Origin of the sequence: Microbacterium natoriense (assembly GCF_030816295.1) — a bacterium.
Taxonomy (GTDB): domain Bacteria; phylum Actinomycetota; class Actinomycetes; order Actinomycetales; family Microbacteriaceae; genus Microbacterium; species Microbacterium natoriense_A.
Genome location: NZ_JAUSXV010000001.1, coordinates 24,490 through 48,074, shown reverse-complemented (window position 1 = coordinate 48,074; position 23,585 = coordinate 24,490). Strand labels below are relative to the sequence as shown.

The 23,585-nt window shown below is 69.0% G+C and carries 27 protein-coding genes; 19 read left to right on the top strand and 8 right to left on the bottom strand.

Going from position 1 to position 23,585, the window contains the following annotated elements; translation table 11 throughout:
- Positions 1–144 precede the first annotated feature (144 nt).
- From QFZ53_RS00235 to QFZ53_RS00220, 4 genes are all read left to right on the top strand, one after another.
- Positions 145–702: a DnaJ family domain-containing protein gene (locus tag QFZ53_RS00235; RefSeq protein ID WP_307292297.1), complete on the top strand. Its 558-nt coding sequence runs from the start codon at positions 145–147 to the stop codon at positions 700–702.
- Between the two features lie 164 nt (positions 703–866).
- Positions 867–2,825, top strand: coding sequence for a M13 family metallopeptidase (locus QFZ53_RS00230; RefSeq protein WP_307292295.1), 1,959 nt, complete (start codon positions 867–869; stop codon positions 2,823–2,825).
- Between the two features lie 113 nt (positions 2,826–2,938).
- Positions 2,939–3,880: a serine hydrolase gene (locus QFZ53_RS00225; RefSeq protein ID WP_307292292.1), complete on the top strand. Its 942-nt coding sequence runs from the start codon at positions 2,939–2,941 to the stop codon at positions 3,878–3,880.
- A 25-nt stretch (positions 3,881–3,905) separates the two neighbouring features.
- Positions 3,906–4,307: a hypothetical protein gene (locus tag QFZ53_RS00220; RefSeq protein WP_307292289.1), complete on the top strand. Its 402-nt coding sequence runs from the start codon at positions 3,906–3,908 to the stop codon at positions 4,305–4,307.
- Positions 4,308–4,310: 3 nt separating this feature from the next.
- Here QFZ53_RS00220 and QFZ53_RS00215 read toward each other — a convergent pair whose 3' ends face one another.
- Complete coding sequence (locus QFZ53_RS00215; protein ID WP_307292288.1) at positions 4,311–5,753, bottom strand: MFS transporter; 1,443 nt, start codon at positions 5,751–5,753, stop codon at positions 4,311–4,313.
- 56 nt (positions 5,754–5,809) lie between these two features.
- Positions 5,810–6,220 (bottom strand): VOC family protein, encoded by a 411-nt coding sequence (locus QFZ53_RS00210; RefSeq protein WP_307292286.1) that lies wholly within the window; start codon positions 6,218–6,220, stop codon positions 5,810–5,812.
- Positions 6,221–6,370: 150 nt separating this feature from the next.
- Here QFZ53_RS00210 and QFZ53_RS00205 point away from each other — a divergent pair, with 150 nt between their 5' ends.
- Together QFZ53_RS00205 and QFZ53_RS00200 are read left to right on the top strand one after the other, a co-directional pair.
- The gene (locus QFZ53_RS00205; protein WP_307292284.1) at positions 6,371–7,060 is read left to right on the top strand and encodes a GNAT family N-acetyltransferase; all 690 of its coding nucleotides are present in this window, start codon (positions 6,371–6,373) and stop codon (positions 7,058–7,060) included.
- A 181-nt stretch (positions 7,061–7,241) separates the two neighbouring features.
- A complete protein-coding gene (locus QFZ53_RS00200) occupies positions 7,242–8,627 on the top strand; it encodes a glycine--tRNA ligase (RefSeq protein ID WP_292905134.1) in 1,386 nt (461 codons plus the stop codon).
- A 112-nt stretch (positions 8,628–8,739) separates the two neighbouring features.
- Here the strand turns inward: QFZ53_RS00200 and QFZ53_RS00195 are convergent, their stop codons facing one another.
- Positions 8,740–9,732, bottom strand: coding sequence for a helix-turn-helix transcriptional regulator (locus tag QFZ53_RS00195; protein ID WP_307292281.1), 993 nt, complete (start codon positions 9,730–9,732; stop codon positions 8,740–8,742).
- A 69-nt stretch (positions 9,733–9,801) separates the two neighbouring features.
- Here QFZ53_RS00195 and QFZ53_RS00190 point away from each other — a divergent pair, with 69 nt between their 5' ends.
- Positions 9,802–10,950, top strand: a complete 1,149-nt coding sequence (locus QFZ53_RS00190) for an epoxide hydrolase family protein (protein WP_307292280.1) — start codon at positions 9,802–9,804, stop codon at positions 10,948–10,950.
- 145 nt (positions 10,951–11,095) lie between these two features.
- Here QFZ53_RS00190 and QFZ53_RS00185 read toward each other — a convergent pair whose 3' ends face one another.
- Genes QFZ53_RS00185 through QFZ53_RS00175 form a run of 3 tightly spaced genes read right to left on the bottom strand, consistent with a single transcriptional unit; the run spans position 11,096 to position 12,493 of the window.
- Entirely contained in the window at positions 11,096–11,521 is a 426-nt protein-coding gene (locus QFZ53_RS00185) for a DUF1801 domain-containing protein (RefSeq protein WP_307292279.1), read from the bottom strand.
- Positions 11,518–12,090 (bottom strand): HhH-GPD-type base excision DNA repair protein, encoded by a 573-nt coding sequence (locus tag QFZ53_RS00180; protein WP_292905142.1) that lies wholly within the window; start codon positions 12,088–12,090, stop codon positions 11,518–11,520. The genes QFZ53_RS00185 and QFZ53_RS00180 overlap by 4 nt, the downstream gene beginning before the upstream one ends.
- A 31-nt stretch (positions 12,091–12,121) precedes the next feature.
- A complete protein-coding gene (locus tag QFZ53_RS00175; RefSeq protein ID WP_307292275.1) occupies positions 12,122–12,493 on the bottom strand; it encodes a hypothetical protein in 372 nt (123 codons plus the stop codon).
- 164 nt (positions 12,494–12,657) lie between these two features.
- Between QFZ53_RS00175 and QFZ53_RS00170 the strand changes: the two genes are divergently transcribed.
- Both QFZ53_RS00170 and QFZ53_RS00165 read left to right on the top strand, forming a co-directional pair.
- A complete protein-coding gene (locus QFZ53_RS00170; protein WP_307292272.1) occupies positions 12,658–13,101 on the top strand; it encodes an XRE family transcriptional regulator in 444 nt (147 codons plus the stop codon).
- The gene (locus QFZ53_RS00165; protein ID WP_307292270.1) at positions 13,098–13,448 is read left to right on the top strand and encodes a HepT-like ribonuclease domain-containing protein; all 351 of its coding nucleotides are present in this window, start codon (positions 13,098–13,100) and stop codon (positions 13,446–13,448) included. Before QFZ53_RS00170 ends, QFZ53_RS00165 begins: the two co-directional genes overlap by 4 nt.
- Before the next feature lie 67 nt (positions 13,449–13,515).
- Here the strand turns inward: QFZ53_RS00165 and QFZ53_RS00160 are convergent, their stop codons facing one another.
- Positions 13,516–14,811 (bottom strand): glutamyl-tRNA reductase, encoded by a 1,296-nt coding sequence (locus QFZ53_RS00160; RefSeq protein ID WP_307292269.1) that lies wholly within the window; start codon positions 14,809–14,811, stop codon positions 13,516–13,518.
- Positions 14,812–14,869: 58 nt separating this feature from the next.
- Between QFZ53_RS00160 and hemE the strand changes: the two genes are divergently transcribed.
- Complete coding sequence (gene hemE, locus QFZ53_RS00155; protein ID WP_307292267.1) at positions 14,870–15,892, top strand: uroporphyrinogen decarboxylase; 1,023 nt, start codon at positions 14,870–14,872, stop codon at positions 15,890–15,892.
- 179 nt (positions 15,893–16,071) lie between these two features.
- Here hemE and QFZ53_RS00150 read toward each other — a convergent pair whose 3' ends face one another.
- The gene (locus QFZ53_RS00150; RefSeq protein WP_307292264.1) at positions 16,072–16,962 is read right to left on the bottom strand and encodes an NAD(P)H-binding protein; all 891 of its coding nucleotides are present in this window, start codon (positions 16,960–16,962) and stop codon (positions 16,072–16,074) included.
- A 66-nt stretch (positions 16,963–17,028) separates the two neighbouring features.
- Here QFZ53_RS00150 and QFZ53_RS00145 point away from each other — a divergent pair, with 66 nt between their 5' ends.
- From QFZ53_RS00145 to hemB, 9 genes are all read left to right on the top strand, one after another.
- Positions 17,029–17,358, top strand: a complete 330-nt coding sequence (locus QFZ53_RS00145) for a metalloregulator ArsR/SmtB family transcription factor (protein ID WP_292905150.1) — start codon at positions 17,029–17,031, stop codon at positions 17,356–17,358.
- A gap of 12 nt (positions 17,359–17,370) precedes the next feature.
- Positions 17,371–18,843 carry a protoporphyrinogen oxidase gene (gene hemG / locus QFZ53_RS00140; RefSeq protein WP_307292259.1) on the top strand — a complete coding sequence of 491 codons (1,473 nt, stop codon included), beginning with the start codon at positions 17,371–17,373 and terminating at the stop codon, positions 18,841–18,843.
- Between the two features lie 112 nt (positions 18,844–18,955).
- Positions 18,956–19,348: a hypothetical protein gene (locus QFZ53_RS00135; RefSeq protein WP_307292257.1), complete on the top strand. Its 393-nt coding sequence runs from the start codon at positions 18,956–18,958 to the stop codon at positions 19,346–19,348.
- Between the two features lies 1 nt (position 19,349).
- A complete protein-coding gene (locus QFZ53_RS00130) occupies positions 19,350–19,757 on the top strand; it encodes a phage holin family protein (RefSeq protein WP_307292255.1) in 408 nt (135 codons plus the stop codon).
- A complete protein-coding gene (locus tag QFZ53_RS00125; protein ID WP_307292253.1) occupies positions 19,744–20,037 on the top strand; it encodes a hypothetical protein in 294 nt (97 codons plus the stop codon). Before QFZ53_RS00130 ends, QFZ53_RS00125 begins: the two co-directional genes overlap by 14 nt.
- Before the next feature lie 79 nt (positions 20,038–20,116).
- The gene (gene hemQ / locus QFZ53_RS00120) at positions 20,117–20,794 is read left to right on the top strand and encodes a hydrogen peroxide-dependent heme synthase (protein WP_292905160.1); all 678 of its coding nucleotides are present in this window, start codon (positions 20,117–20,119) and stop codon (positions 20,792–20,794) included.
- A gap of 7 nt (positions 20,795–20,801) precedes the next feature.
- The gene (gene hemC, locus QFZ53_RS00115; protein ID WP_307292250.1) at positions 20,802–21,797 is read left to right on the top strand and encodes a hydroxymethylbilane synthase; all 996 of its coding nucleotides are present in this window, start codon (positions 20,802–20,804) and stop codon (positions 21,795–21,797) included.
- Complete coding sequence (locus tag QFZ53_RS00110; protein ID WP_307292247.1) at positions 21,794–22,588, top strand: uroporphyrinogen-III synthase; 795 nt, start codon at positions 21,794–21,796, stop codon at positions 22,586–22,588. Before hemC ends, QFZ53_RS00110 begins: the two co-directional genes overlap by 4 nt.
- Positions 22,585–23,562: a porphobilinogen synthase gene (hemB, locus tag QFZ53_RS00105; protein WP_307292245.1), complete on the top strand. Its 978-nt coding sequence runs from the start codon at positions 22,585–22,587 to the stop codon at positions 23,560–23,562. The genes QFZ53_RS00110 and hemB overlap by 4 nt, the downstream gene beginning before the upstream one ends.
- Positions 23,563–23,585: the final 23 nt, after the last annotated feature.

The window sequence follows — 23,585 nt, the reverse complement described above, 5'->3', positions numbered from 1 at the left end:
GGCTCCCCCTAGGGGCCCGATCGGCGCGCGCTGGGGTGGCGCCTCGCGTCGGTATCCGCGGCGGATTGCGGCAGCGGGCGCTACGCGAGCGCCGCGCGCGGCCCGAGCGCGCCCGGCGTACCCTGGAACCAGTCGGAGGTGCACATGACCGATCCACGAGAGGCCGCGGCCAGGTATCGCGCGCGGCAGCAGAGCGGCAGCGAGACGGATGCGGATGCCGAGACCGGCACGGCGCCGGGCGCAGGCGCGGCCGTGGACCGCGCCGCTTACATCGAGAGCGCGATCCAGGTGGCGATCCGCCGGGGCGATTTCGACGATCTGCCCGGTGCGGGCAAGCCGATCGAGGGGCTGGGCGACCACCACGATCCGGACTGGTGGATCCGCCGCAAGATCGAGAACGAGAACCTGACGGGGCTGGGGCCGCCCGCGATCCTGCTGCGCACCGAGGACCGCGAGCTCGACGACCAGCTCGACCTGCTCGGCCGCGAGTCCGACGTGCGCCACGTGCTCGAGGACTTCAATCGCCGCGTGCTCGAGGCCCGGCGGCAGCTGATGGGCGGCCCGCCCGTGGTGACGCAGCCGCGCGACATCGACGCGGAAGTCGCCGCGTGGGCGGAACGCCGCGCTGCGCGTCGTGCATTGCGCGCCGCCGACGCCGAGAGACCCAAGCGGCGCCGCTTCGGCATCCGTCGCCGCGCTTGACCTGACGATGACCTGCGCTTCCGAAGGACGATTGCGCTTGCGAAGGACGTTTTTCGACCAAGCGTCCTCCAGAAGAGCGAACAGCCTTGCGACGCGCGTGTACTCGGCCGGGAGCCGGCCTGTCCTCCGATCCTGATGTCGGGTGTGCCGCATAGGCTGTCTCCATGACCCTCCCCGCAGGCCTCGCCATCGAAGAGTTCAGCTCCGACATCCGTCCGCAGGACGACCTGTACCGCCACGTCAACGGCACCTGGTTCGCCCGCACCGAGATCCCCGCCGACAAAGCCCGATGGGGCGCGTTCCACATGCTCGCCGAACAGGCCGAGAAAGACGTCAGGGCGATCATCGAGGAGTCGCAGGACGCTGAGGAGGGCACGCTCGCCCGCAAGATCGGCGACCTGTTCGCGAGTTTCATGGACACCGCGCGCATCGATGCCGCCGGTGTGACGCCGCTGGTCGAGACTCTCGCCGAGATCGACGCGCTCGACAGCATCCCCGCGTTCCTGCGCACCGTCGGCGCCTACGACCGCGACGGCCGTGCTCACCTGATCGGACTGTACGTCGACGGCGACCCTGGTGACCCCGAGCGGTACCTGCCGGTTCTTCTGCAGGGCGGTCTGTCGCTGCCCGACGAGAGCTACTACCGTCTCGATACCTTCGAGGAGACCCGCGCGAAGTACCGCGAGCACCTCGAGCGGCTGCTCGCACTCGCCGGTATCTCGGATGCCGCGGCGCACGCCGACCGGGCGATCGCGCTCGAGACCGAGCTCGCCTCGCACCACTGGGACAACGTGCGCAGCCGTGACGCCGTCGAGACGTACAACCTCAAGACCTGGGCCGAGCTGCAGGACCTCGCCGGCGTCGACCTCGCGCCCTGGCGCGAGGGAGTCAGTCCGTCGAACCCGGTCGCTCTCGACGAGGTCGTCGTCTCTCAGCCCAGCTTCTTCGAGGCTCTCGGCTCGCTCCTCGTCGCCGACCGGCTCGACGACTGGAAGGCGTGGCTGCGCTCCCAGGTGGTGCACGCGGCCGCTCCCTTCCTCACAGACGATCTCGTGCAGGAGAACTTCTCGTTCTACGGCACCGAGCTCTCGGGCGTGCCCAGCATCCGCGAGCGCTGGAAGCGCGGCGTCTCGGTCACCGAGGGCGCCCTCGGGGAGGCGATCGGCAAGGTCTATGTCGAGCGTCACTATCCGCCGACGGCGAAGGCCGCGATGGACGAACTGGTCGGCAACCTCATCGAGGCGTACCGGCAGAGCATCACGACCCTTGAGTGGATGACCGCCGAGACCCGCGAGCGCGCGCTCGCCAAGCTCGACGCCTTCACGCCCAAGATCGGCCACCCCGACGTCTGGCGTGACTACTCCTCTCTCGTGATCGACCGCGACGACCTGTTCGGCAACGTGCGCCGCGCGGCGATCTTCGAGCACGACCGTCACATCGACAAGGTCGGCAAGCCCATCGACCGCGCCGAGTGGCACATGCCGCCGCAGATGGTCAACGCGTACTACAACCCCTCGATGAACGAGATCGTGTTCCCGGCGGCCATCCTGCAGTACCCGTTCTTCGACGTGAGCCGTGACGCGGCGGCCAACTACGGAGGCATCGGCGCGGTCATCGGGCACGAGATCGGCCACGGCTTCGACGACCAGGGCAGTCGCTACGACGGCGACGGCAAGCTCGACGACTGGTGGACGGATGCCGACCGCTCGGCCTTCGAGGAGCGCACCAAGGCCCTCATCGAGCAGTACGACGCTCTGGTCCCCGAAGGGCTCGACGCCGAGCACCACGTCAACGGCGCCCTCACGATCGGCGAGAACATCGGCGATCTCGGCGGCCTCGGCATCGCGCTCAAGGCGTACGAGCTGTCGCTCGGCGGTGCAGGGGCCCCGGTGATCGACGGCTACACCGGCGTGCAGCGTCTGCTGTTGTCGTGGGCGCAGGTGTGGCAGCAGAAGAGCCGCGAAGCCGAGACCCTGCGACTGCTCACGATCGACCCGCACTCGCCGACCGAGTTCCGCTGCAACCAGATCGTGCGCAACATCGACGCGTTCTACGAGGCCTTCGGCGTGACCGAATCCGACGCCCTGTGGCTGCCGCAGAACGCCCGTGTGACGATCTGGTGACCTTTCTCCGGAGTTCGTGAAGGATCCTCACTCACGAGGGTTACGATATCCGTGCTGCTGGGGAGTGCATCCCCATGGCATCCCGCAATCCAACCCCCCTCAAAGGATCACGCGTGGGCGCTCCCGAGCCGGTCGAAGGCTTCCGCCACTCGTCGAGCTCTGACTCTCCGTCAGGTCGGCGGTCTCAGCGCGCGGTACGGCGGCTGCCGCGCCGCGCGGCGATCGGCAAGCGGTCGTTCACCTCGACCCTGCGCTCTCTCGAGATGCTGGCGGATGCCGGTGTGCAGGTGTCGGTGCACGTCGTCGACCTCGATTCCCACGTACACGTGCTCTCCGGCGACGACCACGTGACAATGCCGATCGCGGGACTCGGAGTCGTGCCGTTGCTCGTCGAGGTCGCGGCCGCGTTCGAGGCAGGAACCCTCGATCCTCTCGAGATCGTGGAGCGCGCCGCCACCGATCAGGTGTCGACCTCAGGGGTGTGGCGGCACCTGCACGCGCCGGCGCTGCCGCTGGAAGATCTCGCCGTGCTCGCGGCCACCGCGGGTGATCCGATCGCGGCGAATGCGCTGCTGCAGAAGGTCGGTCACGACCGCGTGCGCGAGCGCATCGAGTCGTTGGGGCTGCGACGCACGGCGCTGCTCGACCGCTTCCGCGACCAGCGCGGTCCCGACGACGCCCCGCACGTCGCGGTGGGCTCGTCTCGTGAACTCGCGGGCCTGTTCTCCGCTCTGGTCAACTCGCAGGTCGTCGATGCGGCGGTGAGCGCCCAGGTGTCCGAGTGGCTCAGCCTCAACCAGGATCTCAGCCTCGTGGCGGCATCCACCGGCCTCGATCCGTTCGCGCACGACCACGACGCCCACGGGCTGCTGTTCATCAACAAGACCGGCCGTGACCGCGGTGTGCGGGCCGAGGCCGGTGTGCTGGCCGGACCCCGTGCAGGCGTCGCCTACTCGCTCATCGTCTGCTTCGACGATCTCTCGATCGCGCACCGGCTGCGCGCGCACGACGCATTTCGCGTCCTCGGCGTCGAACTCATGGAGTACACGCACTAGTTCTCCAGCCGTCTAGCATCGAGGCATGCCTCACCCCGACTGGACCCCGCATCGCCGTGACGACGGAGAGCTCCTCGGCTGGATACACCCGGAAGGCGACGAATGGATCGCCGTCGACGTGCTCGGGCGCCCGGCATCCGCTCCCGTCGAATGGCTGGACGCAGAGGCCGCACTCGAAGAGCACGGCATCGCCTGGCTCGCGGAACCCTGGATGCTGGAGGGCGAAGGCGATCGTCCGCTGCGCGTGCGCATCGTCGAGGTCACGCCCGACGAAGCGGGTGCGCCCGGCAGGATCGTGGTGAAGATCGACGACTTCGGCGACATGACCCGTCCGGCGACCGCGCAGTTCACGCTGGCGTGGCCGATCCCCGACCGGTTGCGTCCGCCGCGCGACGGCGACCCCGATCCGCGCGAGATCACGCGCTGACGGTCAGCTCGGCAGCGACGGATGCTGCTCGGCCGAGCGCTGCCGGGGAATGAACAGCGACAGCACGACGGCCACGGCTCCGGCCACGATCGCGAGCCAGAAGCATACGTCGAACGCGGCGCGCGTCGGCACGGCGACGCCGTCGACCGTCACGCTCATCGCCGCGAGCACCCCGCCCATCACCGCCGAGGCGCTCGACGTGCCGACCGAGCGGAAGAGCGCGTTCAAGCCGTTCGAGGCGCCGGTCTCGTTCGCCGGCACGGAGCGCATGATGATCATCGGCATCGCTGCGAACGTGAAGCCGATACCGACGCCGATGAGGAGGTTGGCGACGAAGATGTGCCAGACCTCGCTCGACCACAGCAGCACGAACACGTAGGCGAGCACGATCGCGACGGCGCCGACGGTGAAGAGCGGTCTGGGGCCGACCGTGCGCTCGAGCCAGCCGGAGAGCGGGGAGATGACCATCATCACGAGACCGGCCGGCATGATGATGAGTGAGGCGCCCACCATGTCGAGTCCGAACCCCGAGCCGCTGCCGACCGGCATCTCGAGGAGCTGAGGGAACGTGACGTTCGAGGCGAACAGGGCGAAGCCCATGCCGATCGCGGCGATGTTGGTGAACAGCACGGCGGGGCGGGCGGCGACGCGCAGGTCGAGCAGGGGGTCCTTCGTGCGCAGCTGGTACCAGCCCCAGACGAGCAGCACCATGATGCCGCCGATGACGCAGGTGAGCGTGAGCGGAGCGGTCCATCCCCACTCCGCGCCGCGGGAGACGAACAGCAGGATTCCGGTGAGTCCGATCGCAAGGCCGATGGCGCCGATCACGTCGAGCCGACCGGAGGAGCGGAGCACGTCCTCGGGGACGGTGACGACGACCAGCAGGAGTCCGATCGCGCCCAGTGCCGCTGCGAGCCAGAACAGCCAGTGCCAGTCGGCGTTCTCGGCGAGGATCGCGGCCACCGGCATCCCGATCGCCCCGCCGACGCCCATCGTCGCGCTCATGAGTGCGACCGCCGTGCCCAACCGCTCGGGCGGCAGGGTGTCGCGCATCACGGCGATGCCGAGCGGCACCACGCCGGTCACAGCCCCCTGCAGGGCGCGGCCGATGATGACGCCCACGATCGAGCCCGACAGCGCCGCGATCGTCGAGCCCACGATGAGGAGCGCGAGCAGCACGATGATGACCCGGCGCTTGCCGTACATGTCACCCAGCCGACCGGAGATCGGCGTGGCGACGGCGGCGACGAGGAGCGTGATCGTGACGACCCACGTGGTGTCTTCGCGAGACGCGTTCAGCAGGTGGGGGAGCTCGGCCTGCAGCGGCACGACGAGCGTGAACATGAACGACGAGCAGAGACCGGCGAATGCCAGGACGGCGACGATCGCCCATTTCGGGGAACTGCGGGAGAGTCGTCTGCGTGCGCGCTCGTCGTTCTCTCCCATCGGTTCAGGCTATCGGCGTTCCGGAGAGCGGGGCGCGTCGGCGCAGAACTGCCGGGTCACGATGGCAGGACGAACTCGCCCGTCTCGCCGGGGTTGACCGCGATCTCCCAGCGGAAGCCGTCGGGGTCGGTGAAGTACCCCGAGTACCCGCCCCACTCCCGCTGCACACCAGGACTGACCGGGGCCCCGAGCAGAGCGGCCTCGGCGAGCACATCGTCGACCTCGGCGGGGGTGGCGAGATTGTGCGCGAGGGTGATCGGTGCGACACCGGATGCCGGTGCCTCGCCGAGCTCGGCCGTGAAGCCCTCGATCGACCACAGCGACAGGATCACCCGATCCGCGACGGGGAACATGAGCACGTCGTCGCCGGAGAACACGGGCTCCCAGCCGAGGCCCTCGACGTAGAAGGCGCGGCTGCGAGCGAGGTCGGAGACGGCGAGGGTGATGAAGCTGACACGTTGCTGCATGGCTCGAGTCTGGCACTGCCGTCCGACATCCTGGACGATCCGGAACCGCCGGACGGTTGAAGAGCGCAGAACTCGACCAGCGCCGGCGGCGGCACCGCCCTCCGGCGGGGCGAGGTTCCGCGATCCGTCTGAGAGGGGCAGACTGGACCCGTGCGCACCATCCGCGATCTCGACACCGTAGAACTCATCCTCGACGCCCAGGCTCTGCTGGACTCCATCCGCGGCCCCGAACGGGTCGTCGACGCCGGCACGCTCCGCGCCTTGCAGCAATCGGGCAACTACGTGGTCGGCCTGTTCGACGGCGAGGACGGTGAGGAGCGAATGGTGGGCGCGTCGATCGCCTTCTTCGGCGAGCCGGGGCGGCGCGCGATGCACTCGCACATCACGGCCCTGCGTCCCGAGTACCGCGGTCGCGGCTGGGGGCGCGAACTCAAGGAGCACCAGCGGCAGTGGGCGTTCTCGCGCGAGGTCGGCCGCATCAGCTGGACGTTCGACCCGCTCGTCGCGCGCAACGCGCACTTCTTCCTCACCGTGCTCGGCGCCAGGGTGACGGGTTACGCGGTCAACCAATACGGCATCTTCGGCGGAGGGGATGCGGGTGACGAGAGCGACCGCCTCGACGTCGAGTGGGCGCTCGCCGACATCGCGAAGCCCCCGGCATCCGATGCCGTGGTCGACACCCTCGCCATTCCCACGGATGTGGAGTCGCTGCGGGAGACCGATGCGGATGCCGCGCACGAGTGGCGTCTGCGTCTGCGCTCCGAGATGGAGGACCGGCTCGGCCGGGGCCTGCGCATCGCGGGCTTCGACGTCGAGCGCGGCTACCTCTTCACGCCCTGAGCGCCGCGCGCCACCACGATGTCGACCGGCCACCGTCCGGCTGACGTGGATTCGCTGGTGGCTCGTGCGTACCGCGGTGGCGCGGGTCGCGTGAGCGAGAGTTGCGGCGGAGCACGCGCGGATAGAATGGAGAGGCCCGCGTTCACGGGTTCCTCACCCGCATCCGACCATTGGAGCCACCGTGGCCGAACAGTCCCGTCTAGACAAGGTCATCGCCCTTGCCCGCCACCGCGGGTTCGTCTTCCAAGCGGGTGAGATCTACGGCGGTTCGCGGTCCGCTTGGGACTACGGACCCCTCGGGACGGAACTCAAGGAGAACATCCGCCGGCAGTGGTGGCAGACGTTCGTGCGCGGCCGTGGCGACATGGTCGGCCTGGACTCGAGCATCATCCTGCCCAAGCGCGTGTGGGAGGCGTCGGGTCACGTCGCGACCTTCACCGACCCGCTGGTCGAGTGCCTCCAGTGCCACAAGCGCTTCCGCGCTGACAACCTCATCGAGGACTTCGAGGCGCGCAAGGGCCGAAAGGCCGAGAACGGCCTCGCCGACATTCCCTGCCCGAACTGCGGTACCAAGGGCCAGTACACAGAGCCCAAGGCGTTCTCGGGCCTGGTGAAGACCTACCTCGGTGTCGTCGACGACGAGTCAGGCATGTACTTCCTGCGCCCCGAGACCGCGCAGGGCATCTTCGTGAACTTCTCGAACGTGCTCACCGCATCGCGCAAGAAGCCTCCGTTCGGCATCGGCCAGGTCGGCAAGGCGTTCCGCAACGAGATCACCCCCGGCAACTTCATCTTCCGCACCCGCGAGTTCGAGCAGATGGAGATCGAGTACTTCACCCCGCCCGCCGAGGCGCAGGAGTGGTTCGAACACTGGGTCGAGGCCTGCTGGAACTGGTTCATCGATCTCGGCATCGACGCCGACAACATGCGTCGTTTCGACGTCCCCGAAGAGGACCGCGCACACTACTCGGCCGGCACCATCGACGTCGAGTACCGCTTCGGCTTCCAGGGCAAGGAGTGGGGCGAGCTCATGGGCGTCGCCAATCGCACCGACTACGACCTGTCGAGCCACAGCGAGGCCTCCGGGTCGTCGCTGTCGTACTTCGACCAGGCCTCGGGCGAGCGGTACACCCCGTACGTCATCGAGCCGTCCTTCGGCCTCACCCGCGCCATGATGGCGTTCCTCGTCGACGCCTACGTCGAGGAGGAAGTGCCGAACGCCAAGGGCGGCACCGACGTGCGCACAGTGCTGCGCCTCGACCCGCGTCTGGCCCCGGTCAAGGTGGCCGTGCTCCCGCTCAGCCGCAACGAGAACCTCTCGCCGCTGGCGCGCGAGGTCGCCGACACGCTGCGCGGATCATGGGCGATCGACTTCGACGACGCCGGCGCCATCGGCCGCCGCTACCGTCGTCAGGACGAGATCGGCACGCCGTTCTGCGTCACGGTCGACTTCGACTCCCTCGACGACCGCGCCGTCACCGTGCGCGACCGCGACACGATGGCGCAGGAGCGCGTCTCGATCGACGAGCTCGAGCGGTACCTCGCGGAGCGCCTGAAGGGCGCCTGACGCACGGCCGCGCCTCGTGCGCCAGCCGCGCCGAGACCCCCGCTTATCACCGAGACCCCCATCTGTTCACGCGAACAGGTGGGGGTCTCGGCGTCAGGTGGGGGTATCGGTGTCAGAGCTCGGAGGTAGGAGCGGATGCCGGGGCTGGCGCGCTGCCGGCGACCGCGCGTGCGTAGCGCTCCGACAGCAGCCGCAGCCGAGGGATCAGCTCCGGCGGGCTCTCCACCGTGAAGTCCATCATCAGCATCCCGATGTAGGCGGCGACCGTGTCGAGGCTGTCGGCGCCGGTGACGAGGATGCAGTGGCTGTCGTCGACCGGTTCGACGACGCCGACCGCGGCGTGGATGCGATCGAGCACCGCCTCCGCGGGAGCGTCTATGCGCAGGCGCGCGTGCACGACCCAGCCGCTCACCGCGATCGTGCGCATCGCGAACGCCGTGTAGTCGCCACCGGGCAGCGGTGTCGGATCGAAGCGGCGACGCGTCGGCATCCGCAGGTCCATCCAGTCGACGCGGTACGTGCCCCATTCGCCCGCCTCAGGATCGCGCGCGACGAGATACCAGCGTCGATGCCAGGTGAGCAATCTGTACGGTTCGACCAGCGAAGGGGCGCCCTCGTAGTCGAAGCGCAGCCATTCCGTGTTGCGGATCGCGCCGGCGATGGCCTGGAGAGACGCGGCGTCGACCTCGGGGTCCGGCGCATCGGTGTCGTTGTTCTCGGGGGCACGGTCGACGCTCGACCGCAGGGCGTCGACCGTCGGGCGCAGGTGCGAGGGGAGCACCTGCTCGAGCTTGGCGAGCGCCCTCGCCCCGGATTCGGCCACGCCCGCGATTCCGGCCGCTGCGCGGAGCCCGACCGTGACCGCCACGGCCTCCTCGTCGTCGAGCAGCAGCGGCGGGAGCTTCCCTCCGGCACCGAGCCGATAGCCGCCGATCGAGCCGCGACTCGCGTCGACGGGATAGCCGAGGTCGCGGAGCCGCTCGATGTCGTGGCGGACGGTGCGGCCGGAGACGCCGAGGCGGGCGGCGAGTTCGCTGCCTGAGCGCTCCGTCCCGGTCTGCAGCAGACCCAGCAGGGCGAGCAGGCGGGCGGTCGGATCGGCCATCGGCATCCTCTCGAAAGAAGTTCTTCGATTAGGAACGAATCCAGCCTATTGCGTTTCTACTCTCGAGATATGGAAAACACGAACCTCACCTTCAGCCCCTTCACCGTCTCGGTCACCGCCGCCGAGGTCGCCGATCTGCAGGATCGCCTGGCCCGCACCCGCCTTCCCCAGCCGTCACCGACAGAGGTCGGCGACGCTGGCGACTGGGATGCCGGCACCCCGAACTCCTACCTCCGCGAGGCTCTGGCAGCGTGGCGCGACTTCGACTGGACAGCGGCTCAGGAGCGCATCAACTCCGTCCCGCACTTCACGACCGAGATCGACGGACAGAGCATCCACTTCATCCACGTCCGCTCCGTTCACGCCGGCGCGACACCGCTGCTCCTCGCACACACCTATCCCGGCTCCGCCATCGACTACCTCGAGCTGATCGACCTGCTCACTGACCCTGTGGCGCACGGCGGCCGTGCGGAGGACGCCTTCGACGTCGTGATTCCGGACGTTCCGGGCTACGGCTTCTCTCAGCCCCTGGCCTCGGCAGGCTGGACGACCGCGAAGGTCGCGGCGGCCTACGACCGGCTGATGCGCGGGCTCGGGTACGACAATTACGGCATCCACGGCTCCGACAACGGCGCGATGGTCGCCCGCGAGCTCGGGCTGCTCAACCCCGAGGGCTTCCTGGGACTGCACGTGCTGCAGCTGTTCTCGTTCCCTTCGGGCGACCCGGCCGAGTTCGAGAAGCTCGAACCGCAGGACTACGCCGGGCTCGAGCACATGCAGTGGTTCCAGTCGGTCGGCGGCTACAACACGATGAACTCGTCGCGCCCGCAGACGGTGGCGGTGGGCATCAGCGACTCGCCGATCGGCCTGCTCGCCTACAGCGAGCTGTTCAACTCCTTCGGCAACGGCACCTCGCTCGTGCCGCTGGAGAAGATATTGCTCGAGGTCAGCGTGAACTGGTTCGCGAACGCGGCATCCGGCATGTCCCGCAGCTATCTCGAGAACGCCCGCGTCGAGGCCGAGCCGCACATCAACCAGGCGCCGACCGGGGTCGCCGTGTTCAAGGACGACTTCCAGACGATCCGCGTCTTCGCCGAGCGCGACAACTCGAACATCGTGCACTGGAGCCGCTTCGAGGAAGGAGGGCACTTCGCCGCCCTCGAGCGCCCCGAGGTTCTCGCCGCCGACATCCGCACCTTCTTCGCCGGCCTGCGCTGAGCGCCGGCACTGGTCCTCAGCGCCTCAAGACCCCTTCTTCTCACCGTGACCCTCGATGAATCAGGGGGCGCGGCGAGAAGCGGGGGTCTCGGCGTCGCCGCCGTGGGGCGGATGCTCCGCCCCACGAGGCCGGAACAGAGCGGTCTCAGCCGGTGACGGTGAGCTGCACCTGCTCCGTGCCGCCCGCCTCGACCCAGGCGAGAGAGCGCTTCAGGATGCGCGTGAGGACCTTGGCATCGATCTGCTCGAGGTCCTTGATGTACAGGCATCCGACGCCGGTGGTGTGGGGGCCCAGCGAAGCGAGATCGTCGGCATGCGCATCGACGCCGTCGAACAGGTAGATCGTCGTCGCGGCCTTGCGCGGTGCGAAGCTCAGCACCCCGCTGTCACCCTCGGTTCCCGTCGGGTAGCGGTAGTGCACCGAGCCGAAGCCGATGATCGTGCCCCAGGTGTGAGGTTCGCGCCCCGTGATCTCCTGCATGAGGGCCGTCAGCGTCTCGGCATCCCTGCGGCGGATCGCCGGGCTGGAGCGGGCGATGAGGCCTGCGACGTCGTCGCCGGTCGGCCTCACTCCTTCGCCTTCGCGGCAGCCTTCATCGCCTTCTTGTGCTCGCGCACCTTGCCGAGCGACTCGGGCGAGACGATGTCGGCGACGCTGCGGTAGGAGCCCTCTTCGCCGTAGGGGGCGGATGCTTCGCGCCAGCCCTCTCCGCGGAATCCGTACTGCTTGCCGAGGAGAGCGAGGAAGATCTTCGCCTTCTGCTCGCCGAAGCCGGGCAGGGTCTTCAGCCGCTTGAGCACCTCGGCGCCCGAAGGGTCGCCATCCGTCCAGAGGTTCTGCGCGTCGCCGCCCCACTGGTCGACGAGCTCCTGGCACAGCGTCTGCACGCGTGCCGCCATCGATCCGGGGAACCGGTGCACGGCAGGCGTCTGCTTGAACGCGGCGAGGAACTCGTCCGGGTCCATGCGCGCGATCGTGGGGGCATCCGTCGCCCCCGTGCGCTGCTCGATCTTGAGAGGGCCGGCGAACGCGGTCTCCATCGGAACCTGCTGGTCCAGCAGCATCCCGACCAGCAGGGCCAGCGGGTTCTCGGTCAACAGGGTGTCGGCGGCGGTGTCTCCGGTGATGTGAAGGGCCATGCCCCCAGTATCGCAGGGCTGTCTCGGTATCTCAGGGCCATCGCAGCGCGCCTGTGATCGTCAGGTAGGCCGCCACCGCAGCAATGACGAGTGCGATGGCGATCAACGTTGAAAGCAGTCCGATGACGATGCCGTGCCAGCGCGAGCGCTTCAGGAACACCGTGTTCAGCAGCGCACCGATCGCCACAGTAGCGAGCAGTGCGGGAAGGCCGAAGAGGAAGCCGACCAGCAGCAGGCCGTCATGCGGAGAGGGGGTGCAGCCGAAGCCGATACCCGTGCACGAGCCGTCCGCATGCACCTTTGGCGCGACCTGCACGGCGAACGCGAAGGCGACGATGGGAAGGGTGAGGAGAACCAGCATCGTGAGGAAAGCCGTCAGGCCACGGTGCCGATTCTTGCTCATCCCGGTTCTCCCCGCTGCCGATGCGTCCATGATCATCGCCCACTATGAGCACGTGCGCGGGGACCGAGTCAAGCCTGCGGCCGATGCGGGCCTACTGGCGCGGAGGCACCTCAGCTCCTTCTTTCGCCCTTCCCCCGGACTCACGTGAGCTATATCATGATGATATGAGTGAATCACTGCGCGAACTGCGTGAGCGGGCGGGGCTCAGCCAAGCGCAGCTCGCATTGCGCAGCGGCGTTGCGCAGCCGAACATCGCCGCGTACGAGGCCGGGCGGCGGAATCCGTCGGCGGCGATGGTCGACAGACTGCGGTCGGCTGTGCGCCCTTTGCCTCATGAAGCGCTGGAGCAGCATCGTGACGAACTCAAGAAGCTCGCCGCGGAATACGGGTTGAACAACCTGCGAGTGTTCGGTTCCGCCAGGACGGGCACGGATACCGCGCAGAGCGACCTCGATATCCTGGTCACCCGCTCACCGAATGTCGGCTTGCTGACGGTCGCCGAGTTCGCTCTCGCCGCCGAACAGCTGCTCGGCGTTCCGGTCGACGTCGTCACAGACGGAGGGCTCCCCGCTGATCATCCGATCCTCCGGTCAGCGGTGGCCGCGTGAGCGAAAAGGATGAACGGTCGCTGCGTGAGATCCTGCGTCTGTGCGATAACGGTACGCGGCTCGCCGGTCGAGGCCATGAGTGGTACATCTCGGACGAACTCAATACACCGGGGCTCGCGGCCGAGTCGATCATCATCAAGATCGGTGAGAACGTCGCACGGTTGAGCGATGAAACGATCGTCGCGAACCCGCAGGTGCCTTGGTCGAGCATCAAGCGCATGCGCGATCGACTGGCGCATCACTACGAGGCGACCGACTACGACGCGGTGTGGGCCACCATCAACGTCGATCTTCCCCGCGTGCGAGCAGCGATCGCATCGCTCCTCGCCGAAGCGACCGATGATTGATCCCAGATCTGCATCGCTGTAAGAACCACATGATCAGCCAACCTGCTGATCGAGCAGGAAGCCCGGCTCAGGCGCTAGCGGATGCCGTGGCGTCGGGCTGCTCGGGCTCGATGCCGTAGAGCGTGCCGAGGGCGGCGGCGAAGTCGTCGGCACGGCCGCTCGCGGCGAGCTCGTGCGCACGAGTGGTCGGCGTGTGCAGCAGCACGCCGGTGAGATGCCGCAGCGCCTGCTCGACCTTGCCGTCTTCGTCGCCGCGGGCACGGGCCCTCGCGATCTCGGTGTCGAGCAGAGAGAAGATGTGCGAGCGAAGGGCGACCACCGAGGGGGTGACGCTCTGCCGCGACCCCACCACGTGGAAGGTGTCGGCAGCCTCTCGCACGACGCTGCGCGCGGCATCCGTCGCCTGCAACTCTTCGAGGGGTGCGTGCAGGCGGATGGTCTCGAGGTCGAGCAGCGCGACCCCTTCGAGGCTCGCGATAGCCGGGTCGACGTTGCGAGGCATGCCCAGGTCGACGACCAGCTGGCTGTGCTGACCCACCGGGCATCCCGCCGCGGCGAGACCGACCGGCCGCTGCAGCTGCTCGAGCCCGAGCACCGGCTCGGTCGCCGTGGTGCAGGTGATCAGCAGGCTCGACCGTGCGGCGGTGCGGGCGTAGTCGGACTCGGCCACAGGGCGGATGCCGTGCTTCGCGGCGAAGATCTCCGCCCTGCCCGACGGCGAGTAGACCGAGATGTTCTGGGCTCCGCGCTCGCGGAGCGTCGCGAGGGTGACCGCGGCGTACGCGCCCGTGCCGACGAGCAGCACACGTTCGGCAGACCAGTCGGCGATGCGGCTGTCGGCGAGCTCGAGGGCGAGACGCACGAGCGATCGGCCGGCGCGGCCGAGGGCGGTGACGTTCTTGACCTTGCGCTGCGCCTGGCTGGCGCGCTGGAACAGGCGCTCGAGCTCAGGCGAGGTGGTGCCGTCCTTGCGGGCGGACTTCAGCGCTCGTCGCACCTGACCGGCGATCTCGCCTTCACCCGAGACGACCGACTCGAGCCCGGACGCGACAGAGAACAAGTGCTCGGCGACGCGTCGCCCCGCGTGCACGGCGTAGGCGCCGTCGAGCTCGTCAGCGGCGACGCCGGTGGCGGACTCGACCGCTTCGAGCACGGCTTCGACGCCGATGGCGCCGGCCGCGGTGACGGGCTCGTCGAGTTCGACGTACGCCTCGAACCGGTTGCACGTCGCCAGAACGACCGCACCCTGCACGCACGGCGCCAGCTCCACCAGGGTGGAAGCGACGTCATCGGGGGTGCGGCTCAGGCGTTCGAGCAAGTCGAAGGAGGCGGTCTTGTGACTCGCCGTGACACACAGCAGCACCCTTCGATTGTACCGTCGATCGGTTACCGCGGTGTTTCACGGATGAAAGGATGGATGCATGGCCCTCTCCGACGCTCCGCTCCTTCGCGCCCTCAGGGGCGACCGCCCCGCTCAGACACCGGTGTGGTTCATGCGGCAGGCGGGCCGTTCGCTGCCCGAGTACCGCGAGCTGCGGGTCGGCACGCGCATGCTCGACGCGTGCCTCACACCCGACCTCGCCGCCGAGATCACTCTGCAGCCCGTTCGTCGGCACGGCGTCGATGCGGCCGTCTTCTTCAGTGACATCGTGATCCCGCTGCGCCTCGCCGGCGTCGACGTGGTGATCGAGCCCGGGCGCGGCCCGGTATTCGCGAACCCCGTGCGTTCGGCCGACGATGTGCAGCGCCTCACCGCGATCGATCCGGCCGATCTCGATGGTACGGCGATCGCCGCGGCCGTGAAGATCGTGACCGATGAACTGGGCGGCACCCCGCTGATCGGCTTCGCGGGAGCCCCCTTCACGCTTGCCGCGTACCTTGTCGAGGGCGGTCCGTCGAAGGAGCACCTGCAGGCGCGGGCCATGATGCACGCCGATCCCGACTCGTGGAACCGCCTGGCCGGCTGGCTGGGGCAGGTCTCGCGGAGGTTCCTCGAGATCCAGCGGGATGCCGGAGCATCCGTCGTCCAGCTCTTCGACTCGTGGGCGGGCTCGCTCAGCCCGGCCGACTACCGGGCCTTCGTGGCCCCGCATTCGCACGCGGCGCTGGACGGCATCGGAATCCCGACCATCCACTTCGGCGTGGGGACCGGGCCGTTCCTCGCCGACATGCGCCTGGACGGCGTGGCCGACGCCGTGGGCGTCGACTGGCGTCAGCCGCTCGACGAGGCCGCCGCGATCCTCGGTCCCGACGTCACGGTGCAGGGGAACATCGATCCCGCGCTGCTGGGCGCCCCGTGGCCAGTTCTCGAAGCTCATGTGCTCGATGTGCTCGAGCGCGGGCGCGCGGCCAGGGGGCACATCCTCAACCTCGGTCACGGCGTGCCGCCCGAGACCGACCCCGATCAGCTCACGCGCATCGTCGAGCTGGTGCACTCCCGCTGATCCAGGCCCCGCCTGAGCACGTGACCACATGCGGTCGCATGCTCACGCGCTGGTGCGGCGAGCTCGTTCGGGAGGGGTTCTCACGATCGGGAGGAGCCCTGGGCATGAATCCTCAGCCCGAGTGCGCGTTCTCCTCCCGAACCGGAGAGGAGAGCGGATGCCCGGGGCCCAGGCCCCGATCAGCGCCTCCAGGGCAGCCGGATCCGCAGGTCTCCGAGCCCGAACCGCCCCTCGGGCAGGGCGGCGCGGATGCGTTCGTCGCTGAACGTGCGATGCGGGCGGAGGCCGACGGGCGGCTCGGGTGCGGGCGGCGCCGCTTCGCTCACGCCTTCTGCCAGCATCCGCGCCTGTGCCTTCGCGACGAGGGGAACCACCATCAGCCACTCGGTGAGCTGCGCGAGCACCCGGATCGTCCAGACCGGCATCGGGATGTAGGCGGGACGGCGCCCGGCGACGCGCGCGATGCGGCGGATGGCCTCGCCGAGCGTGACCTCGTCGGCGCCCATCACCGCGACCGTGGGCTCGGAGATGCGCCCCTCGAGCGCCGCGACGAGCACATCGACCGCGTCGTCGACCGGCACGGGGCGTGCCGTGCGCTCGCGGAACCCGACGGTCCAGAAGAACGGCAGCGTGCGCACGGCCCTGGTGACGTGATCGACCATGTGGTCGCCCGGGCCGTAGATCATGCCGGACTTGAGGATCGTGTGGTCGATGCCGGAGCTGCGGACGATCTCCTCGGCCGCCCACTTCGACTCGTGGTACCCGGAGCCGCAATCGGGGCGGGCGCGAAGGAAACTGACCATGACGATCCGGGTGACCCCGGCGCGGCGAGCGGCCTCGACGACCGCCTGCGTCCCCTCGACATGCACCCGCTGGAAGGTCTGCTCGCCGATCTCGCGGTTGATGCCGGCGCAGTGCGCGACGGCGTCGCATCCCGCGAACGCGGCCGCGAGGGCATCGACGTCGGTGATGTCCGCTCCGGTACGGCGCGAGATCACGACCGGATCCTCGAGGTGCTCTGCGAGATTGCGCCCGACGAAACCGCTTCCTCCGGTGATGGCCACTCGCATCGCTCTCTCCTTCGCCTGTTAGCTATCCGGCTAAACACTATCTAGCAAGGATGCTATATTGCAAACATGGCAGACAGCGCCTCCGACATCTTCGCCGCACTCGCGCACCCCACCCGTCGCCAGATCCTGCAGGATCTGAAGGAGGGCGAGCTCGCCGCTGGGGAGATCGCCTCGCGCTTCGCCGCCAGCGGGCCGACGATCTCGCGTCACCTGAGCGTGCTGCGCCAGGCCGGACTCGTCACCGAACGTCGCGACGCGAACCGCATCCTCTATTCCCTCGTGGGCGAGAGGCTCGCTCTCTCGGTCGGCGACTTCCTGTCGACGGTCTGCCCCGAGCAGATCGTGCTGCGCGAGGTCCGCAAGCGGGGGAGCAGCGGCACCACTGCAGAGGCCTGAGAGAATCGTGGGATGACTGAAGAGCCCCCCGCCCTCGCAGCCCGTGCCGCCGAGACCCATGTCGTCGTGATCGGCGGCGGCGTCGGCGGGCTCATCGCGGCTCGTGAGTGCGCGAAGGTCGGCATGCGGGTGACGGTGCTGGAGGCGGCGGATGCCGTGGGCGGAGCGATCCGGCGCGCGACGCTGGGCGACATCACAGTCGATGCGGGCGCCGAGAGCTTCGCGACCCGTGGCGGACACGTGCGCGCACTCGTGGAGGAGCTCGGCCTGGGGGACCGCGTCGTGGCGCCGGCCGCTGGAGGCGCCTGGCTCGCGGGCATCCCCGGCACCGGAGCCTCTCCGCTTCCGGTCGGCGGCATTCTCGGCATCCCTGCGAATCCGTTTCAGGACGACGTTCGCCGCATCATCGGCTGGTCTGGCGTCTGGCGCGCCTATCTCGACCGTGTCCGTCCGCCGCTCACGATCGGCCACAACCACAGCCTCGGCAAGCTCGTCACCTCGCGCATGGGGGCGAAGGTGCGCGACCGGCTCGTCGCCCCCGTGACGACTGGCGTCTACTCGGCGTCTCCCGAAGACGTCGACGTCGACATCGCCGCCCCGGGACTCAACGCCGCACTCACCAGCACCGGATCGCTGTCGGGGGCTGTGCAGGCCCTTCGCGAGGAGGGCGCCGCTCGGGCCGCGAAGGCGCCGGGATCCGCCGTCGAGGGACTCGACGGCGGGATGAGCGTGCTCGTCGACGCGCTGGTCGCCGATCTCGAGGGGCTCGGGGGCGAGGTCCGGACCTCGGCTCCGGCCACCCGTGTCACGCGCGAGGGCGCAGTCTGGACGATCACGGCAGAGGTCGACGTCGATGCTGATGAATCGGAGCCGTTGAGCATCGCCGCGGATGCCGTCATCGTCGCCACGTCCGAGTCGGTCGCCCGCGAGCTCTTGGTCGACGCGGCGCCGAGACTCGCCCGGACCTCAGCCGCTGACGCGCCAGAGATCGAGATCGTGACACTGCTGCTCGAGGCGCCGGCGCTCGACGCCGCCCCGCGGGGCACCGGGGTGCTCACGGTTCCCGGTTCGCACGTCGCGAAGGCGCTCACCCACTCGAGCGCGAAGTGGAGCTGGGTGCGCAGGGCGGCGGGTTCCCGCCACGTCGTGCGGGTGTCCTTCGGCGCGCAGGGCGAACCGGCCGCGACCGCGGCTCTCGACGACGACGATGCAGCGCGCCTGGCGCTGCGCGAAGCATCCGCTCTGCTCGGCGTGCCGCTGGCCGCAGGCGATCTCGTTGCCTCCCACCGCGCGCGCTTCACGCAGTCGCAGCCCGCATCGATCATCGGATCCGGCGAGCGTCGTTCGGCCGCTCGCGCTGCCGTGCAGGCTGTGCCCGGACTCGCGGTCGTGGGCGCGTGGCTCGCCGGCACCGGGCTCGCGCAGGTGATCCCCGACGCGAAGGACGAGGCGGATCGACTTCGGCACTCGCTTCTCTGGCGCTGACAGGCTGCGATCTGTCAACCCCCCTGAGGAGTAGATGCCGAAATCGGCATATGGGGTTACGCTGGGAGCCTGGCACGCCACGAGTTGCTGGACAGTAACGAGAGGAGACCCCATGAAAGGGAAGATCGGACTCGTCGTCGGACTCGGCGTCGGATACGTGCTCGGCACGCGCGCAGGTCGCGAGCGCTACGAGCAGATCAAGACGCAGTGGCTGAAGGTCTGGAACCTCGACCCTGTGCAGGAGCAGGTCACGAAGGTGAAGAGCTTCGTCGGCGACAAGGCTGCGGCCGTACCGGGAGCGATCTGGACCGGCGTCGTGAAGGTGGCGAAGTCGGTCGGCGGCGAGGGAACCCCTGGTCAGAAGCTCGATTCCGCTCTCGCCACCAGCAAGGACGCCGCAGACGACGTTGCGAAGGCGGCGGATGAGGCCACTGCCGAAGCGCGGAAGACGGCCGCGAAGGCCACGGCTGCGAAGTCCACGGCTGCGAAGAAGGCGGACGACTGAGATGCCCCGCCCGTTCCGGGATCGCGCGGACGACAGCCTGCTGACACTGCTCGGCGATCTGCCCGAGCTCATCACGAACCTCGTCAAGGCCGAGATCGACGCGGCCAAGGCGTGGGTCTCGAAGACATCCAAGGATGCGGGGATCGGCTCGGTCTGGTTCCTCGTCGCGCTGTTCTTCCTGTTCTGGGCGGTTCCGGTCATCCTCGTGTTCGCGATCGCCGGGCTGTCGTCGTGGTGGCCCGTCTGGCTCTCGGCGCTGGCCGTCTTCGGCATCCTGATCCTGGCGATGCTGTTCTTCGGCCTGCTCGGGTTCCTGCGCTTCCGCAAGGTCCTCTCGCGCGAGAACCCCGCGCAGGCGGTCGCCACCGACATCAAGCTCGCGAAGGGATCCGGCAATGACGAATTCTGACTCCGCCGCCGTGTCGGCGACGGCACTGCCGAAGACCGCGGTTCCGCTCGGCATCGCCGATCCGGTGAGCTCTGCGCGCGCGGAGCTCAAGGCCGCTCTCGCCGCGATCGAGATCAAGGGCAACGTTCCTCGGCGACTCGAGAAGGCTTCGGCTCGCGCAGCAGTGAAGGCCCGGCGATTCGCCGACCGCAATCCGGTGGGCGCCGTCGCCGCGGCGATAGCCCTCGCCGCTGTGGTCGGCAGCGCCGTCTGGGTGTTCGCCCGCGCCGCATCCCGCTGACCAGGCGCCGCCGTCTGGGTCTCTGAGCCCGTCGAAGGGCCGGTTCGCACCCTCCGCATAAAGGGGGCAGACTGGATGCATGTCCGACGAGCGCGAAGAGAACCCATCCGGCTTCACCCTCTGGGCGGTCTGGCGACGCAATCCCGACGTCCCGGTGACCGAATCCGACTCGACCGAACTCGAGACGATCGTGTCGTACATCGAGGACTCGGGCGTCACGGTGCGGGGCTTCTACGACGTCTCCGGCCTCAAGGCCGACGCCGATCTGATGGTGTGGCTGCACGGCGAGACCGCTGAGGATCTGCAGAAGGCACTGCGGCGACTGCGGCGCACCGAGCTGCTGCGCACGCTGCTGCCGGTGTGGAACGTGATGGGCGTGCACCGCGACGCCGAGTTCAACCGCCAGCACGTCCCCGGCTTCCTCCGCGGCGTCGAGCCCAAGGACTGGCTCTGCCTCTACCCGTTCGTGCGCACGCCGGAGTGGTACCTCGCCCCTGAGGAGGAGCGACGCAAGATGCTCGCCGATCACGGCCGCAAGGGCGCCGCGTTCACGGGCGTCATCGCGAACACCGTCGCGGCCTTCGCTCTCGGCGACTACGAGTGGCTGCTGCCTCTCGAGGCCGACGACGTCACAGAGCTCGTCGATCTCATGCGCGATCTCCGCTACACCGACGCGCGTCTCTATGTGAAGGAGGAGGTGCCCTTCTACACGGGGCGCAGGCTCCGGTTCGACGAGATCGCGGACGTGCTGCAGTAGGTCTGCGATGAGCACTCCGATCAGGTTGGGGACTCGCCGCAGCGCGCTCGCGCAGGCCCAGTCCGGCCACGTCGCTGCCGCCCTCGAGAAGGTCATCGGGCGCTCCGTCGAGCTCGTGCCGATCACGAGCGAGGGCGACACGAATCGCGCCTCGCTGTCGCTGATCGGCGGACAGGGCATCTTCGCCACGCGTCTGCGTGAGGCGCTGCTCGCGGGGGGGTGCGACTTCCTCGTGCATTCGCTGAAGGATCTGCCCACGAAACAGCCCGACGGCCTCGTGATCGCGGCCACGCCGCTGCGCGAGGACGCACGTGATGTCGCCGTCACGCGCGACGGCATCCCGCTTCACGAGCTGATCCCGGGAAGCCGGATCGGCACCGGCTCGCCGCGGCGCATCGCCCAGGTGCGCATCCGTGCTCCGCATGCGGACGTCGTCGACATCCGCGGCAATGTCGACTCGCGACTGCAGAAGGTGGCGACAGGCGAGTTGGATGCCGTCATCCTCGCCGCCGCCGGCCTGTCGCGTCTGGGCACCGACTCTCCGCTCCGCCGAGAGGAGCTCGGTCTCGCCGAGTGGCCCACCGCGCCGGGGCAGGGATCGCTGGCCGTCGAGACGAGGACGGATGCCGACCCCGAGCTGCTCTCGGCCCTCGCCGCGCTCGACGACGAAAGCACTCGTCTCGCCATCACCGTCGAACGGGCCGTGCTCGAAGGGCTCGACGCGGGATGCCAGGCGCCCATGGCCGCTCATGCCGTCGTCGCAGGCTCGTCGGTGCGCGTCAGAACCGTCGTCTACGCCGCCGACGGAGCGCAACGAATCGGTCTCGACGTCACGGAGGACCTGAACGGGGAGTATATTCGTCGGAGCGGCAGTGGCAATGGAGCGGATGCTGCCGATGGTGCAGACCCGATGCACGCAGCACGCGAGCTCGGGTTGAATCTTGCCCGTCGGCTGCTCGATCAAGGGGCGGCTGACCTTGTCTCCCGAGAGCATTCCTCATGACTGAAATTCATCACGACCGGCCGCTGGACGGCTGGCGAGTCCTCGTTCCGCGCGGTGGACCGTGGGGTGACGGCGTCGCCGCGAGTCTGCGTTCGCAAGGGGCGGTCCCCGTCGTCGCGCCGCTCATCAACTTCGCCCCGACCACCGATCAGGCGGCTCTCGATCGCGCACTGGAGAATCTCGCCGACGGCGCGTACGACTGGCTGACGGTCACGAGCGCCACCACCGTCGACGTGATGTTCGCGCATCGCGCGGTCGTGCCGCGCACGACCCGGATCGCGGCGGTCGGTGAGACGACGGCTGCGGCACTTCAGGCTGTGGGCTACGAGGTCGCGCTCGTGCCCGAGGACGACAACTCGGCCGAGGGCATGGCCGAGCAGATCATCGCCCTCGAAGGCATCGCGTCGCGCAAGATCCTGGCGCTGCGCAGCGAGATCGCGAAGCCCGTGCTGAGCAGGCTGCTGAAGAAGGCGGGCCACGACGTCGACAGCGTCGTCGCCTACCGCACCGTCGGCGTTCCCGTCACAGACCGCATCATGCGCGACGTGCAGAACGGACGCATCAACGCGATCCTCATCACCAGCGGGTCGGTCGCGCAGCAGGTGCGCGAGCAGTTCCCCGACATCCCCGAGAAGACCCTGCTCGCAGCCATCGGCCCCCGCACAGCGAAGGACGCGCTCAAAGCCGGTCTTCCGATCACGGTCGTGGCCGACCGCCAGACGGTGGATGCGCTCATCGACGCGGTGTCGCACTTCACGCTGCCGCACGCGGCGGACGAGCTCGCACCATGAGCTTCCCCGAGACGAGGATGCGCCGGCTGAGGCAGTCGCCCGCCGTGCGGTCGCTCGTGCGCGAGACGTCGCTCGAACCGCGTCAGCTCGTGCTGCCGCTGTTCGTGCGCGAGGGGCTCTCGGAGCCTGTCGCCATCGGCTCCATGCCGGGTGTGCAGCAGCATTCTCTGGATTCGCTGCGCGCGGCTGCGCTCGAGGCGGCCGCGGCCGGCGTCGGCGGCGTGATGCTGTTCGGCGTTCCCGCGGTCCGCGATGCGCAGGGTTCGGGAGCCGACGATCCGCGCGGCATCCTCAATGTGGCGACCGAGGCGCTGGCCGCCGAGGTCGGCGACGCCCTCGTCGTCCAGACCGATCTGTGCCTCGACGAGTTCACAGACCACGGTCACTGCGGAGTGCTCGCCGCCGACGGTTCGGTCGACAACGATGCGACGCTTGAGCGGTACACGTCGATGGCGCTCGCGCAGGCGCGCGCGGGCTCGCAGCTGCTCGGGCTCTCGGGGATGATGGATGGTCAGGTCGCCGTCATCCGCGCAGCGCTCGATGCCGAGGGGTTCACCGGCACGCTGCTTCTCGCCTACGCCGCGAAGTACGCGAGCGCCTTCTACGGACCGTTCCGCGAGGCCGTGGATTCGCAGTTGCAGGGTGACCGACGCACCTACCAGCTCGACCCCGGCAATCGTCGCGAGGGCGTGCGCGAGGCCGTCGTCGACGAGGCGGAGGGCGCCGACATCGTCATGGTCAAGCCGGCCATGGCCTTCCTCGACGTGCTGCGCGAGGTCCGTGACACCGTCAGTATTCCGGTGTGGGCATATCAGGTCTCGGGCGAGTACGCGATGGTCGAGGCCGCCGCGGCGAACGGCTGGATCGACCGTCGCGCCGCTGTTCTGGAGTCGCTCGTGTCGATCCGCCGTGCGGGCGCGGATGCCGTGCTGACCTATTGGGCGACCGAAGCTGCCGGCTGGCTGCGCGACTGATCACGGCCGCGCCGGTCGTTCAC